The sequence below is a fragment of the Ruegeria sp. ABF4_144 genome (assembly GCF_056160045.1).
Window position 1 is genome coordinate 286,885 of record NZ_JBSWWK010000001.1, and the last position, 14,225, is coordinate 301,109.

The window sequence follows — 14,225 nt, forward strand, 5'->3', positions numbered from 1 at the left end:
TAGGCTTCAGCCGTCGGAGCTGTTTGTGTCCGACGGCGCTGCCTCGGGCGCTGCTTCTGGCGTAGGTTCAGTCGCCGTTGCCAGCGTGCCGTTGTCCCAAACGCCGGTTTCGGTTTCGCCGTTGGCATAGCGCACTGTGCCTTCGCCGTGGCGCTTTGCGTCGACAAAACTGCCTTCGTAGACATCGCCGCTCGGATAAGTCGCAACGCCGTCACCGGTGATCTTGCCTTCGGTCCATGCCCCGGAATAGCTGAACCCGTTTGCCATCACGATTTCGCCCTGACCGTGGCGTTTGCCGGCGTCGAAACCGCCGGAATAGGTGGTGCCGTCCGGGTAGGTGGACAGCCCATTGCCCTGACGCAGCCCGTCGGCCCATTCGCCTTCATAGCTGGACCCGTCGGCTGAAGTCAGAATGCCTTTGCCATGCGGCTTGGCGTTCTTGAACTGGCCTTTATAGACCGTGCCATTGGGATAGGTCGAAACACCCTGACCCTCGATCACTCCGGCGATCCAGTCGCCGTCATAGGTTGAGCCATCGGTATAGGTGATGCGACCTTTGCCCTCGGCCAGATCGGCCTTGAAATCGCCGACGTAAATCGAGCCGTCGGGATAGGTCACCTCGCCCAGGCCTTCGATCAGACCGCTGGTCCATTGGCCGGTGTATACATAGCCGTCGGTTCCGGTATAGGTCCCCTGACCATGGCGCAGGTCGTCGGCATAGTCGCCTTCATAAACATCACCGTTTGCATAGATCACCTTGCCCTTGCCCTGACGTCGCCCGTCAACCAGCTCGCCGTCGTAGACGTCGCCGTTGACATAAGAAAGGCGTCCGGTTCCGGTGATGCGGTCCTCGGCCCAATCACCGGTATAGGTCATCCCGTCAGGCAGGGTCAGGCTGCCCTGACCATGGCGTTGCCCGTCCTTGACTCCGCCTTCATAGACGCCACCTTCGGCATAGGTGATCTTGCCGCTGCCCTGTTTGACACCGTCGACCCACTCGCCATCAAAGCTATAGCCGCCGGGGTCGGTCATTACGCCCTTGCCGTGATAGCGAGCGTTCTGGAAACCGCCCTCATAGCGTGCGCCATTGGCATAGATTGCAACACCGGTACCGTTGATCGACCCGTTGGACCACTCGCCATCGTAGCTGCCGCCATCGGCATAGATGATCTTGCCACGCCCTTCGGGCTGACCCTTGGCGAAGGTGCCTTCATAGACCGAGCCGTTGACATAGCGGGCGATACCGGTGCCCTGAATCTCGCCTTCGACCCATTCGCCGCTGTATTCGAACCCGTTGGGCAGGCGGTAAGTACCGGTGCCGTGGCGCAAACCGTTTTCAAAGGTGCCTTCATAGACGCCTCCGACCTCGTCATCCGTAGTGATCACCTGACCGTCTTGCGCGGTTGCACCCGCAGCGATCAGAGCCAACACAGATGCGGCAATTGAAATGCGGAAAGCGTTCATGATCGGTCCTGCCTGTCCGGTTTTAATGCTTTTTCGCAAAACTACGGCACGCGCGGGGGCAGAGCAACGGGTTTTGCCGCATTTGCCTTTCACTCGCGCAATGATCTGCTAAATGGCAGTAAGACCGACGAGGGCAAGAGGGCAGCATGGCCGACCGTTTCCGCATCACTCTGGCGCAACTCAACCCCACTGTGGGGGACATCGAAGGCAATGCCGCCAAGGCGTTAGCCGCCTGGAAGCAGGCGCGCGAGGCCGGGGCCGACATGGTGGCATTGCCCGAAATGTTTATAACCGGCTACAACACGCAGGATCTGGTGATGAAACCGGCGTTTCACCGCGCAGCGATGGCGGCGGTCGAAGAACTGGCCGTGCAGTGCGCCGACGGTCCTGCGATGGCGATTGGCGGGCCTTGGGTCGAAGATGGCAGCCTGTTTAATGCCTATCTGATCCTCAAAGGTGGTCGGGTCGGCAGCAAGGTGCTTAAACATCACCTACCCAATGAAACAGTGTTTGACGAGGTGCGCCTCTATGACTCCGGGCCTTTAGGCGGACCTTATGCGGTTGGAAACACGCGCATCGGCAGTCCGATCTGCGAGGACGGCTGGCACGCCGATGTGGCCGAAACGCTTGAGGAGACAGGGGCTGAGTTCCTGCTGATCCCGAACGGTTCGCCCTATTTCCGCAACAAATACGACATCCGCCTGAACCACATGGTGGCCCGCGTAGTCGAAACGGGCCTGCCGCTGATCTACCTGAATATGGTGGGTGCGCAGGACGATCAGGTTTTTGACGGGTCCACATTCGGTCTGAACCCGGGCGGAGAGCTGGCGTTCCGGATGCCGGTGTTCGACGAGGTGGTAACCAATATCGACCTAGAACGCGGCGATGACGGATGGCGCATCGTGCCAGCCGAGATCGTGCCGCAGCCCGATGAATGGGAGCAGGACTATCGTGCGATGGTGCAGTCTCTGCGCGATTACATGGGCAAGACCGGGTTCAAGAAGGTCTTGCTGGGCCTGTCGGGCGGTGTTGATTCTTCGCTGGTCGCCGCCATCGCGGTAGATGCGATTGGGGCTGAGAACGTCCGCTGTGTAATGCTGCCGTCGGAGTATACCAGCCAAGCCTCGCTGGACGACGCCGAGGCGGTCGCCAAAGCACTGGGCGTTCACTATGACTACGTGCCGATCTCGGATAGTCGCGCGGCAGTAACCGAGACTCTGGCACCGCTCTTTGTAGGTCGCGACGAAGACCTGACCGAAGAGAACATCCAGTCCCGCCTGCGCGGTTTGCTGTTGATGGCGATCTCAAACAAATTTGGCGAGATGCTGCTGACCACCGGCAACAAATCCGAGGTCGCGGTGGGCTATGCCACGATCTACGGTGATATGAATGGCGGCTATAATCCAATCAAGGACCTGTATAAAACCCGCGTGTTCGAAACCTGCCGCTGGCGCAACACCAATCACCGCGATTGGATGATGGGGCCCGCGGGTGAGGTGATCCGCCCCTCGGTCATCGACAAACCTCCCAGCGCCGAGTTGCGCGAGGATCAGAAAGACAGTGACAGCCTGCCCGATTACCCAGTTCTGGACGCAATTCTGGATATCCTGGTCGATCAGGAGGGGTCGGTCGCCGATTGCGTGGCCGCCGGGTTCGACGAGGCCGACGCGCGGCGGGTCGAGCATCTGATCTATATCAGTGAGTACAAGCGCTTTCAGTCCGCCCCCGGAACACGCCTCACCAGCCGGGCCTTCTGGCTGGACCGCCGGTATCCGATCGTGAACCGCTGGCGGGATCGGGGCTGAAAAGGGCCAGAGTCGCGTGATGACGCCCAAAGTGATGTTTCGCAAACGAGCCCACTCACGCCGCATTCAGGCTATTGTTTCCGTTGAGAGGATAACGGATTAGTTTTCCAATCGCGCATGGAACTGATTGCTTGAAGTCGAGACATTTTTTTGCCACATTTTAGCTTAGTTAATGCCCCACATGGGGCGGTGTGACCTCAATTCGACCTAAAGAACTGTGTCGCACTGTGTGTTGGATATCTGAGTTAACGATTTGGTGTTATTATGTATGAGGGATATGACAAGCCGCTTCACGCACCGCTAAGGTACAAGTCGATGGAATCCGAAGGCCGGGTTCTGGACGAGGCCAAGCTGGACATGGCGATTGCCGATCTTCTTAAGGAAGAAGAAAGCGAAGACCCCGAACCTGCTGTGGACGCGGCGAAACCCCAGACGGTCTTTCCGGTTCTACCCGAACAGGCAGAGATGGACGAAGTGGACCATCCCCGCGATACCGGCTTTGCAGCAACCCTGCGTCAGAAATGGGCTGAACTGAGCGGCGCGGCGTAAACTTCCGGCAAAATCAATCAGTGCGGCGCGGGATTTCTCGCGCCTGTTGGCGTGTTCGCCACAGCTGTCAAAAAACATCTACCTTGCGGCATATGACATGTTGCCTAAGCACCCGACCCACGCGTTCATGGCGTCCCGAGCCATGATGTAAGAGCGGTTGATGCCCGGCCCCAAACCTACCCCTGTCGAACCCGATCTGCACCTGCCCAAAACCGTTGATGTTGTTGTCATCGGCGGCGGCATTATTGGGGCATCGACCGCACTAGAGCTGGCCGAACGCGGGGCCTCGGTCTTGCTGTGCGAAAAGGGGCAGATCGCGGGCGAACAAAGCTCGCGCAATTGGGGGTGGGTCCGGTTGGGGATGCGAGATCCGCGAGAGATTCCGCTGATGGCCGAGTCGCTACACCTTTGGCAGGGTCTGGATCAGCGTGTCGGACGCGAGACGGGTTATACGCGCGCGGGCATCCTGTTTGATGCGTCGGGCAAGCGGGGCCGGGGCAATCTGGAAAAATGGCTGTGCCACGTGGACGGGTTGCAGACTGGCGCGCGGATTGTTTCCGGGACCGAGTTGAACGATCTGCTGCCCGGTAATCAGACCCCATATGACTGCGCCCTTTACATGCCGCAGGACGGCCGGGCGGAACCACAACTGGTTGCCCCTGCCATTGCCGAGGCCGCGCGCGATCGCGGTGCCGTTCTGATGACCAATTGCGCCGTCCGTAGTGTTGATACCGGGAACGGTCGCATCACCGGAGTATTCACCGAGCGCGGCCGGGTCGCCTGCGACTATGTCGTTCTGGCCGGGGGTGCGTGGTCGCGCCTGTTTGCCGGGAATGCGGGGATTGAGCTGCCACAGTTGAAAGTTTTGAATACGGTCCTGCGGACCTCACCTGCCGAGGGTTTGGAAACAGCGTTTTGGTCTGATGATTTTGCCATACGCAAACGGGTGGACGGGGGTTATTCCATCGCGTCCGGGCATGAAAATACGGTGGACATCGTGCCTGACAGTTTCCGGCTGGCGCGGCAGTTCCTGCCTGCTTTTGCGCAGGAATGGAGATCGCTGCGGTTTCGTCTTTCAAAACGCTGGAACATCGAAGCGAGGCAGGACCGGACGTGGCTGCCCACTGATGTCACCCCGTTTGAACATTGCCGCGTACTGGACCCCGAACCATCTCCAAAGGCGCTGCGACAAGCCTGGGCCGCAGCACGCAGAGGTTTCCCGGTGTTGGAACAGACTGAACTTGTCCAAAGCTGGGCTGGCCTGATCGATGTCACGCCGGACGCTTTGCCAGTGATCTCGGGTGTGGATCAGATGCCCGGCATGTTCATCGCAACCGGATTTTCGGGACATGGGTTTGGCATCGGCCCTGGGGCGGGCCGATTGATGGCCGATCTGGTCGCCGAAACGACCCCCTGCGTTGATCCGGCCGCCTTCCGCCTGTCCCGCTTCACGGATGGCTCAAAGGTGCGGCCGGACCCCGGATTTTAGGGGCTTATTAGCCCATCATCTGATAGCTAACCGGTACAAAGCGGAACCCGTCGCCGCGGGTTTCAACGTAACCTGCGGCCGGGAAGGGCATGTGATAGCCGATCATCGGCACTTTGTCTGCGGCCAGCATCCCCAGCACATTGCGGCGCGAGGCGGTCGCGGCCGCTTTGTCCATGTCAAAACGCACTTCCCATTCCGGATGGGCAAAGGACCAGACATAATGGTTCGCCAGATCAGCGGTCAGAACCAACCGCTGGCCATTGCTTTCCAGATGATAAACCGTATGGCCGGGCGTGTGCCCATAAGCTGCGACAGCAGTAATGCCCGAAGCAACTTCGCCGCCGTCTTCGATAAAGGTCATCTTTTCAGCCAGCGGGGTCACCTTGGCGGCCACCAGATCGCCGACGCGATTCCCGGCCTCTTGCGCGGCCCAGAAATCGTATTCAGGCGACGCGGTGACGTAACGCGCATTGGGGAAAGTCGGCGCATCATCCGTGGTCATCCCACCGATATGGTCTGGGTGCATGTGCGTGATGACAACAACACTGATCTGATCCGGAGTGACACCGGCATCTGCCAGCGCGGCCTGAATGCCACCTTGACCCAAGCCGGTATCGAACAGCACCAGCTCGGATCCGGTGTTAACCAGTGTAGGCGTGAAAAAGAACTGCGCCACGTCGGGCGAGATGAAATTGTCGGCCGACACCTTAGCGAAGTCCTCATCCGAGGCGCCACCGCCAAAAATCTCTTGGGCACCGTCGCGAGGCAGGCTGCCATCCAAAAGCGTGGTGACTGTGAAATCACCCAGCGTGAAAGACTTGGCGATGGTCGAGTTTGCCTTGGCTTCGGTCCCGGCGGCCAATAGCGGGGTTGCGGCTGCCGCGAACGGTAAAGCGGCCGCGGAACCCAATGCGGCGCGGCGTGTGAGTTTGATGGTCATTGTGGTTCTCCCTGTCAGAACACCTGGGGGTGAAGTAGCTCGGCACGACTCTCTTGCCAGACTATACCCCTATGAAGTGGGCTGCGTGGATGAACATGTCGTGTTAATTTTTGTTCATGCCGCGATCAGAAAACAAAACCGTCCCCACCAAATCAAGCGTTTCGCGCTTTTTGTCGGCCGTGAAACCAGCGTCAAAAGCCGCCGACGCACAGGCGCTGGACGCCCTGTTTCGCGAAACGACCGGGTTCAATCCGGTCATGTGGGGCCCGTCAATCGTGGGTTACGGCCGCTATCACTATCGCTACAAATCGGGACGCGAGGGCGATTTTCTGGCCACCGGTTTTTCGCCGCGCAAGTCGGCGCTGTCGATCTACATCATGCCCGGCTATGCGGATTTCGGGGATGTCCTGTCCCGGCTGGGCAAGCACAAGCTGGGCAAGTCCTGCCTCTATGTGAACAAGCTGGCGGATATTGATCCGAATGTTCTGGCCGAGTTGATCCGCGCGGGTCTGGAAGACCTGAACCGGCTTTGGCCGGTAGAGCCAAACTGAAACGCCTGCTGGACAAAAACGCGCCTATGTGACATGAGCCGCGCCAACAGGAGAGCTCCATGACCACCACCCGTTTTGCCCCGTCGCCCACCGGTTTTATCCACGTGGGCAACCTGCGCACCGCCCTGATGAACTATCTGATCGCCCGCAAGGCTGGCGGCACGTTCATCCTGCGTATCGACGACACCGATCCTGAGCGGTCGAAAGAAGAATATGTCGACGCCATCAAGCAGGATCTGGAGTGGCTGGGCCTGCACTGGGACCGGGTCGAGCGTCAGTCGGACCGTCTGGACCGCTATGCTGAAGCGGCTGACAAGCTGCGTGAAATGGGACGGTTCTATGAGGCTTTCGAGACGCCGACCGAGCTGGACCTGAAACGCAAGAAGCAACTGAACATGGGCAAGCCGCCGGTTTACGACCGCGCCGCGCTGAACCTCAGCGATGCCGAGAAAGAGGCCTTGCGTGCCGAACGCGGCAATGGCGTTTGGCGCTTCAAGCTGGATCATGAGCGGATCGAGTGGAATGACGGCATTCTGGGCGATATCTCGATTGATGCAGCCTCGGTTTCTGACCCGGTGCTGATCCGTGGTGACGGTCAGGTCCTTTATACGATTGCCTCCGTTGTAGACGATACCGAGATGGGCGTGACCGATGTTGTGCGCGGCTCGGACCACGTGACCAACACTGCGACGCAAATTCAGATCATCGAGGCGCTGGGCGGCACTTGCCCGCGCTTCGCGCACCATTCGCTGCTGACTGGCCCGCAGGGTGAGGCGCTGTCGAAACGTTTGGGTACGCTGGCGCTGCGTGATCTGCGCGAGCAGGGCGTACAGCCGATGGCGTTGCTGAGCCTGATGGCGCGTCTGGGCTCGTCTGATCCGGTCGAGCTGCGCTCGGAAATGGCCGAGTTGATCGAAGGCTTCGATATCAACCGCTTTGGCGCGGCACCGACCAAGTTCGATGTGCAGGACCTGTTCCCGCTGACCGCCAAGCATTTGCAGTCTCTGCCGCTGGCCGATGTGGCTGATGCGGTGACCGAAGCAGGTGTTCCAGCTGAGTTGGCCGAACCCTTCTGGGCCATGGCGCGCGAGAACATCACCACTCTGGCCGACCTAAAAGGCTGGTGGGAGCTGTGCCGCGATGGGGCAGAGCCCCTGATCGACGACGAGGATCGCGACTTCATCGCTGAGGCTGTGGCTCTGTTGCCTGAAGGCCCGTTCGATAGCGAGACCTGGGGCACCTGGACCAAAGCCGTGAAAGAGGCCACGGGCCGCAAGGGCAAGGGTCTGTTCATGCCGCTGCGCAAGGCCCTGACTGGTATGGAGCGCGGGCCGGAAATGGCGGCCCTGCTGCCACTGCTTCAGGTGATCCGCGCGCGCGGTTGATCCAAACAGGACAGAATTCAGAAAGGCGGGGTTCATTGGCCCCGCCTTTTTCTATGCGGTCTGCACAATCGATGCTGACAAGCGGCTCAGGCGGTCATCGACAAATTCGGTCTCGGCCGGTTTCAACTGCTGGTGACGCGGATAGCGGGGCTCGGCCCTGTCATTCAGAATCGGCGCGTCCCACCCGTCGGTCGTAGCAAAGAACCGATCCGCGCCGTCCGCGCCAAAGGCACGCAGATACCCCTGGACGACCACGTCGATATAGCTGAGCAGCAGTGGATGACGATCGCTGGGTTCGGTATGACGGTCGTGCGGCACCGCATAAACGGCAATTTCGACCGCGTGGGCCAGGGGGTGTGTAACGGCGTGGGTCGTTGGAACCCGGTCATAGGCCCATTCCCGTTCGTCCAGCGCTGCCCAGTCGTTTTCCGGGACATGGGCGATCATCCCTTCGATCTGAGACTCGGGGTCCGGGATCGCGGTCAAAAAGGCCACCGGGCGCAGACCGGTGTGTCGCCAAGCGCGTCGCCACCCCTTCAACTGCGCCGGGTGCGGGTCAGGAAAATCGTGGGTGGCGAGGTTTACGAGGCTGCCATAGCCAAAGAAATAAGGGTCTGCCACGGGTCACCAGTTCCTTTCCAAGCGATTGATGTATGTCAAACCGCTTTTTAGCCGGACATGCAATAAGGTCGCATCTTGAAATTTGGGAGGTCTCAATGAGGATTACCAAACGAACAAACATTGCGGTGCGCCTGCTGATGTATTGCGCGGCCCATCAGGATCGGCTGGTGACCAAGGCCGAGATCGCCGACGTGTGCAACATCTCGGAAAATCATCTGGCGCAGGTGATCAACCAGCTGAGCCAGCTGAACTACCTGAGCACGCAACGTGGCCGCAACGGTGGTATGGCTCTGGCACGCCCTGCAGATCAGATCCGCATCGGCTCGGTGTTCCGTCATGTTGAGGGTAACCTGCCGATTGCGGAATGTTTTGCCGACGCCGACAACACCTGTCCCCTGACGGATGCCTGCCGGTTGCGGCTGGCGCTGCAGGACGCGGCCGAAGTGTTCTATGCCTCGCTTGACGAAATCACGCTGGACGCGCTGGTCTGTGACAACGACCAGTTGCTGCAAATTCTGCAACCGGTCGCCTGCGTTCGTTAAGATTAGTCGCTGGCCCGCAGAATGCGGGCCGGACGTACGGCTAGGGGGCGCAGCGCAAAAGCAAGCCCCGCACCGAGCGTCACCAAGATGCCGGCTAGTACGATGCTCAGGGCTGAGGTCCAGATGACTGAAAAGCCGGTATCGAAGATGTAGGTGGCAACAGCCCATCCCCCTAAAATCCCGGTTAGAAGGGCAACGCCCCCGGCTGCCGCGCCAAGCAGGGCCGAGCGCAGGGCAAAGCTGATCAATATGCGCTGTCGGTCCGCGCCAAGCGTCTTCAGGATCGCGGATTCGTAGCGACGTGCGGTTTCCCCTGCGGCGGCGGCTCCGATCAGAACCAGAAAGCCGGTCAGCAAGGATATTCCCGCCCCGTAGGACGTCGCTGCTGCCAGTCCGGCCAGCAGGCCCGAGACACGGTCAATTGCATCTCGCACCCGGATCGCGGTGATGTTGGGAAACTGCCCGGCCAGATCGCGCAGGATTGCGGCTTCGGCCTGCTCCTCAGCATACACAGTAGCGATGAAGCTGTGCGGTGCCCCGGCAAGGGCGGAGGGGTTCATCGACATAATGAACCCTATGCCCGCAGTCGAGAAATCGACCTCGCGAAAGGATGTGATTTCGGCGGTGATGTCGCGGCCAAGAATGTTCACGGTCAATTCGTCGCCGAGGGTCAGGCCCATTTCCGCGGCCTCTTCTGCAGCGAAACTGACTTGCGGTTTGCCAGAGTAATCCTTGGGCCACCACGTTCCTGCGGTAACGCGGGCGTTTTGGGGCGGGATGGTGGAATAGGTCACGCCCCGATCGCCGTCCAGAACCCAGTGATCTCCGGCTATGTCACGCGCGGGCTGGCCGTTAATCTGCGTGATGATCCCGCGCAGCATCGGGGCGCTTTCGATACGGCTGACGGCGGGGTCGGTGTCCAGCCGTTCGGTAAAGCCGGGCATCTGGTCTTTTTGGATGTCGACAAAGAAATACGACGGAGCCACGTCGGGTAGATTACCCGAGATCGCATTGCGCAGGGTTCCGTCAATCTGACCAACAGCGGCAAGCACCGAAAGACCCAACCCCAGAGACAGCACGACCGAAGCAGCCCCTTCACGCGGGTCCGAGATTGCCGACAAGGCCCACCGCAAGGCAGGGCGTCCTCGGGCGGCTGAGGTGCTGATGCGGGCCAGTTTGCGGATTGCAAAGGCAGACAGGGACAGCAACACCAATGCACCGACCAGCCCTGCGGACGTCCAGAGGGTCAAGCGCGCCGAGCCGCTGAACCATGCGGCAGAGGTGATCAACAGTGCCAACCCGATCCCGGTTGCGAGCACGAAGGCCGTACGGGGAAGCGCACGCGCCGATGACAGTGCATCGCGGAACAGGGTGGCGGCACGAACTTCCTCGGTCCGGGCAAGGGGCCAGAGGGTGAACAGGAACGCGGTCAGCAAGCCGTACAAGGCAGCCTCGGCCAGAGGGCGGGGATAGAGCGCGAAGACAGCTGGGACAGGCAGGCGGGCCTCGATCAGTGGGGCTAGCAACAGGGGTAAAACCGCCCCCAGCACAATGCCCATCGCGATGCCGATCCCCGACAAAACCCCAATCTGGATCATGTATGTCTGGAAAATCGTCGCGCGATCCGCACCCAACGTGCGCAGCGTGGCAATGGTTTCGGTTTTCTGCGCCAGATAGGCGCGGACGGCAGCCGACACTCCGATACCGCCAACGGCCAGACCGGACAGGCCGACCAGAACCAGAAAGGCACTCAGGCGCGCGACAAACTCGGCAATCCCTGGCGCTCCGTTGCGGGCATCGGTCCAGCGCATTCCGGTGCCGTCGAAACTCTGATTTGCTTCGGCTGATAGTTGATCGAGATTGGCCTCTGGCGGTAGGTTCAGCCGGTATTTGGTGGAAAACAGCGTTCCCGGCGCCAAAAGGCCAGACGACTGCAGATCCGAGGTTCGGACCAAAGTGCGCGGCCCCAGCCCAAAGCCGTCCGCCGCGCCGTCGGGTTCATGTAGCAAGGCAGCCGTCAGTACGAAGTCCTGCGTGCCAAGTGCAAAGCGGTCTCCGACAGTCAGGCCCAGCCGATCCATAAGAATCGGGTCCATGACCGCCCCGGGAAGGCCGTTCTGGCCGTCCAAAGCGGTGGGCAGCGGTTGATTGGGCTCCAGCTTTGGAGCGCCTAGCAAGGGATAGGCCGCATCCACGGCTTTCACCTGTGTCAGGGCGCGCTGGGCTTCGTCTGCCTGCTGCACAACGGCCATCGAGCGGAAATCGACTACTTCGGACACATCCGTCGCGGCTTGCTGCATCCACGCGCGTTCCTCATCCGTGGCAAAGCGGTAGGTGAATTCCAACTGTGCGTCCCCGCCCAGCAACGCCGCGCCTTCCTGCGTCAGCCCGTTCTGGATCGCGGACCGCACGGACCCGATCGCGGCAATGGCAGCGACCCCCAGCGCAAGACAGGCAAGAAACACGCGAAACCCGCGCACGCCGCCACGCAATTCCCGACGTGCCAGACGCCCGGCCAAACGCAGGCTCATTCCGCAGCCTCTTGGTTTGTGTCCTCCGCGATGGTGCCATCCCGCAAACGGATCACCCGGTCGCATTTGCGTGCCAGGCTATGGCTGTGGGTGACCAGAACCAGCGTAGCGCCGTGCCGGTTGCGCAAGTCGAACAGCAGATCAACGATGGCCGCACCGGTGGTTTCGTCCAGATTTCCCGTGGGCTCGTCCGCCAGCAGGATCTGCGGTCGCGGCGCGGATGCCCGCGCCAATGCCACCCTTTGCTGCTCACCCCCCGACATTTGCGCCGGGTAGTGGTCGCACCGATGCGAAAGACCCACCGCGTCCAACTCGGCCTCGGCACGGGCAAAGGCATCCTTGTGCCCTGCCAGCTCTAGCGGAGTGGCCACATTTTCAAGCGCAGTCATGGTGGGGATCAGGTGAAAGTTTTGAAAGACCACACCCATTGCATCGCGCCGGAACCGGGCCAGTGCGTCCTCGTCCATCCCGGTCAAATCATGGCCAAGGGCTGTGATTTCGCCTCCGGTTGCCTGCTCAAGCCCGCCCATCAGCATCAGCAGCGAGGATTTGCCGGACCCCGATGGCCCGATCAAACCCAGTGTTTCGCCCTTTGCAACGGTTAGGCTGATATCATGCAAGATATTCACCCGACCGGCATTGCCATCCAGCGACAAAGCGGCATTTTGGAGTGAAAGAACGGGTGTCGTCATGGGTTTTTCCGGATGGGCACAGTCAGTTGGGATATGGAGCGGTTCAGATGTTGCGCAAGGCTTTGATGTCGATGCTGTTTATGTGCTGCGGCTTTGCAGCCACAGCCGAGCAGGTGGTGATCGCTGCTTTAGGGGATTCGTTGACGCAAGGCTATGGGTTACCCGAACAGGATGGCTTTGTGCCTCAGTTGGATCGCTGGCTGCAGGCGCAGGGCGCGGATGTGCGCCTGATCAACGCCGGAGTGTCCGGCGATACGACAGCAGGCGGCGCGGCGCGGGTGGACTGGACGCTGACGCCGGAAGTGGATGGGATGATCTTGACGCTTGGCGGCAACGATCTGCTGCGCGGGATCGACCCGGCGGTGTCGCGGGCCAATCTTGACGCGATTGTCAAAGCGGCCGAGGCTGCAGATGTTGATGTGCTTCTGATCGGTATGCAGGCCCCGGGAAACTATGGCTCCGACTACAAACAGGCGTTTGATGCCATGTACCCGGATCTGGCGGAACAGTATGAAACCGGCTACGCACCCAGCTTTTTCACCGGATTGACCGCGGAAGCCGATCCCGATGCCGCCCGCCGCTACATGCAGCCAGACGGCATTCATCCGAATGCTGAAGGCGTAGCATTGATTGTCGAGAACATTGGCCCTTACGTTTTGGACCTTGTTGCCGAGACTCGGAAATAATCAGACGACAGTGACGACGGTTCCTATCGGCACGCGTTCATACAGGTCGATCACATGTGCGTTCATCATGCGGATACAACCGTTTGATACCGCGTGACCAATGGTCTGTGGCTGTGTGGTGCCGTGAATGCGGAAATAGGTGTCGACGCCGTTTTGGAACAAGTACAGCGCCCGTGCGCCCAGCGGGTTGTCGCCACCTCCGGGCTGGACATAGTCGTTGTCCTTGAACCGGGCATAGGTGACGGGCTCACGTTCGATCATCTCGTCAGTGGGGCGCCAGGTTGGCCACTCTTTCTTGACGTCGATGGTGGCGGTGCCGGTGAATTCCAGCCCGGCCTTGCCAACCCCGCAGCCATAGCGGACCGCCTTGCGCGGTTCCGTCACGTAGTACAGGTAGAAAGACCGCGGCGCGACCAGCAACTGACCCGGTAGAAACTGCTTTTTGATCCGCACGAATTGCGGGGTGGGATCGTATTCGACAGCTTTTTTCTTTGCCGCTGCAACGCCGGGCACAAGGCTGGCGGCTGCAGTTGCGGTCAGAAAGGTACGGCGCGTGAACATGGCAGCTCTCTTCAAAACAACAGACAAATCTTGATACCAATGTCGGAAGGATAACCGATCTGGTCAATCGCCGGAGAGTAGTAACCCCATTGTGATGTCATCGCAGAGACACACATTCAGGCTGAGAACGCGCGGGAAATTACAGCATCAGAATGAAAAAAGGGCAGAGAATACTCTGCCCTTTCATGCGGTTACGCAAGTTCGATATTGTCGGCGCTTTCGCGGCCGTCACGGCCAGCGCGCAGCTCGTATGTGACCTTCTGGTTGTCGGCCAGACCGGTCAGGCCCGAGCGTTCCACGGCCGAGATGTGTACGAAGATGTCTTTGCCGCCATCTTCGGGTGCGATAAAGCCGTAGCCTTTGGTAGTGTTAAACCATTTAACGGTGCCTGCGGGCATATCCGTTGTCT

Annotated in this window: 14 protein-coding genes; 7 read left to right on the forward strand and 7 right to left on the reverse strand. The window is 60.1% G+C overall.

The window, feature by feature from the left end:
- Positions 1–6 precede the first annotated feature (6 nt).
- Entirely contained in the window at positions 7–1,464 is a 1,458-nt protein-coding gene (locus ACXAGD_RS01455) for an MORN repeat-containing protein (RefSeq protein ID WP_475208063.1), read from the reverse strand.
- Positions 1,465–1,610: 146 nt separating this feature from the next.
- Here ACXAGD_RS01455 and ACXAGD_RS01460 point away from each other — a divergent pair, with 146 nt between their 5' ends.
- The 3 genes from ACXAGD_RS01460 (at position 1,611) to ACXAGD_RS01470 (ending at position 5,307) form a co-directional block, all read left to right on the forward strand.
- Entirely contained in the window at positions 1,611–3,269 is a 1,659-nt protein-coding gene (locus tag ACXAGD_RS01460; protein WP_475208064.1) for an NAD+ synthase, read from the forward strand.
- A 264-nt stretch (positions 3,270–3,533) separates the two neighbouring features.
- The gene (locus tag ACXAGD_RS01465) at positions 3,534–3,818 is read left to right on the forward strand and encodes a hypothetical protein (RefSeq protein WP_475208065.1); all 285 of its coding nucleotides are present in this window, start codon (positions 3,534–3,536) and stop codon (positions 3,816–3,818) included.
- A 160-nt stretch (positions 3,819–3,978) separates the two neighbouring features.
- The gene (locus ACXAGD_RS01470; protein ID WP_475208067.1) at positions 3,979–5,307 is read left to right on the forward strand and encodes an NAD(P)/FAD-dependent oxidoreductase; all 1,329 of its coding nucleotides are present in this window, start codon (positions 3,979–3,981) and stop codon (positions 5,305–5,307) included.
- Positions 5,308–5,314: 7 nt separating this feature from the next.
- Here the strand turns inward: ACXAGD_RS01470 and ACXAGD_RS01475 are convergent, their stop codons facing one another.
- On the reverse strand, positions 5,315–6,247 hold the full coding sequence (locus ACXAGD_RS01475; protein ID WP_475208068.1) for an MBL fold metallo-hydrolase: 933 nt from the start codon (positions 6,245–6,247) through the stop codon (positions 5,315–5,317).
- Positions 6,248–6,363: 116 nt separating this feature from the next.
- Between ACXAGD_RS01475 and ACXAGD_RS01480 the strand changes: the two genes are divergently transcribed.
- Both ACXAGD_RS01480 and gltX read left to right on the forward strand, forming a co-directional pair.
- Complete coding sequence (locus ACXAGD_RS01480; RefSeq protein ID WP_475208069.1) at positions 6,364–6,798, forward strand: DUF1801 domain-containing protein; 435 nt, start codon at positions 6,364–6,366, stop codon at positions 6,796–6,798.
- A gap of 59 nt (positions 6,799–6,857) precedes the next feature.
- Complete coding sequence (gene gltX, locus ACXAGD_RS01485) at positions 6,858–8,183, forward strand: glutamate--tRNA ligase (protein WP_475208070.1); 1,326 nt, start codon at positions 6,858–6,860, stop codon at positions 8,181–8,183.
- Between the two features lie 51 nt (positions 8,184–8,234).
- On the opposite strand, the gene ACXAGD_RS01490 is transcribed toward gltX, so the two are convergent.
- Complete coding sequence (locus tag ACXAGD_RS01490) at positions 8,235–8,804, reverse strand: gamma-glutamylcyclotransferase family protein (protein WP_475208071.1); 570 nt, start codon at positions 8,802–8,804, stop codon at positions 8,235–8,237.
- Positions 8,805–8,899: 95 nt separating this feature from the next.
- Here ACXAGD_RS01490 and ACXAGD_RS01495 point away from each other — a divergent pair, with 95 nt between their 5' ends.
- Positions 8,900–9,346: an RrF2 family transcriptional regulator gene (locus tag ACXAGD_RS01495; protein ID WP_475208072.1), complete on the forward strand. Its 447-nt coding sequence runs from the start codon at positions 8,900–8,902 to the stop codon at positions 9,344–9,346.
- Between the two features lie 2 nt (positions 9,347–9,348).
- Here ACXAGD_RS01495 and ACXAGD_RS01500 read toward each other — a convergent pair whose 3' ends face one another.
- Both ACXAGD_RS01500 and ACXAGD_RS01505 read right to left on the reverse strand, forming a co-directional pair.
- Complete coding sequence (locus tag ACXAGD_RS01500) at positions 9,349–11,877, reverse strand: ABC transporter permease (RefSeq protein ID WP_475208073.1); 2,529 nt, start codon at positions 11,875–11,877, stop codon at positions 9,349–9,351.
- The gene (locus ACXAGD_RS01505) at positions 11,874–12,569 is read right to left on the reverse strand and encodes an ABC transporter ATP-binding protein (RefSeq protein ID WP_475208074.1); all 696 of its coding nucleotides are present in this window, start codon (positions 12,567–12,569) and stop codon (positions 11,874–11,876) included. The genes ACXAGD_RS01500 and ACXAGD_RS01505 overlap by 4 nt, the downstream gene beginning before the upstream one ends.
- 47 nt (positions 12,570–12,616) lie before the next feature.
- Between ACXAGD_RS01505 and ACXAGD_RS01510 the strand changes: the two genes are divergently transcribed.
- Positions 12,617–13,255, forward strand: a complete 639-nt coding sequence (locus tag ACXAGD_RS01510) for an arylesterase (RefSeq protein WP_475208075.1) — start codon at positions 12,617–12,619, stop codon at positions 13,253–13,255.
- On the opposite strand, the gene ACXAGD_RS01515 is transcribed toward ACXAGD_RS01510, so the two are convergent.
- Together ACXAGD_RS01515 and ACXAGD_RS01520 are read right to left on the reverse strand one after the other, a co-directional pair.
- Positions 13,256–13,816: a L,D-transpeptidase gene (locus tag ACXAGD_RS01515; RefSeq protein WP_475208076.1), complete on the reverse strand. Its 561-nt coding sequence runs from the start codon at positions 13,814–13,816 to the stop codon at positions 13,256–13,258.
- A 191-nt stretch (positions 13,817–14,007) separates the two neighbouring features.
- Complete coding sequence (locus ACXAGD_RS01520) at positions 14,008–14,214, reverse strand: cold-shock protein (protein WP_010442474.1); 207 nt, start codon at positions 14,212–14,214, stop codon at positions 14,008–14,010.
- Positions 14,215–14,225 lie beyond the last annotated feature (11 nt).

Coding starts and splice junctions, on each gene's coding strand:
- ACXAGD_RS01455 (WP_475208063.1), bottom strand. CDS start 1,464: ATGAACGCTTTCCGCATTTCAATTGCCGCATCTGTGTTGGCTCTGATC.
- ACXAGD_RS01460 (WP_475208064.1), top strand. CDS start 1,611: ATGGCCGACCGTTTCCGCATCACTCTGGCGCAACTCAACCCCACTGTG.
- ACXAGD_RS01465 (WP_475208065.1), top strand. CDS start 3,534: ATGTATGAGGGATATGACAAGCCGCTTCACGCACCGCTAAGGTACAAG.
- ACXAGD_RS01470 (WP_475208067.1), top strand. CDS start 3,979: ATGCCCGGCCCCAAACCTACCCCTGTCGAACCCGATCTGCACCTGCCC.
- ACXAGD_RS01475 (WP_475208068.1), bottom strand. CDS start 6,247: ATGACCATCAAACTCACACGCCGCGCCGCATTGGGTTCCGCGGCCGCT.
- ACXAGD_RS01480 (WP_475208069.1), top strand. CDS start 6,364: ATGCCGCGATCAGAAAACAAAACCGTCCCCACCAAATCAAGCGTTTCG.
- gltX (WP_475208070.1), top strand. CDS start 6,858: ATGACCACCACCCGTTTTGCCCCGTCGCCCACCGGTTTTATCCACGTG.
- ACXAGD_RS01495 (WP_475208072.1), top strand. CDS start 8,900: ATGAGGATTACCAAACGAACAAACATTGCGGTGCGCCTGCTGATGTAT.
- ACXAGD_RS01500 (WP_475208073.1), bottom strand. CDS start 11,877: ATGAGCCTGCGTTTGGCCGGGCGTCTGGCACGTCGGGAATTGCGTGGC.
- ACXAGD_RS01505 (WP_475208074.1), bottom strand. CDS start 12,569: ATGACGACACCCGTTCTTTCACTCCAAAATGCCGCTTTGTCGCTGGAT.
- ACXAGD_RS01510 (WP_475208075.1), top strand. CDS start 12,617: ATGTTGCGCAAGGCTTTGATGTCGATGCTGTTTATGTGCTGCGGCTTT.
- ACXAGD_RS01515 (WP_475208076.1), bottom strand. CDS start 13,816: ATGTTCACGCGCCGTACCTTTCTGACCGCAACTGCAGCCGCCAGCCTT.
- ACXAGD_RS01520 (WP_010442474.1), bottom strand. CDS start 14,214: ATGCCCGCAGGCACCGTTAAATGGTTTAACACTACCAAAGGCTACGGC.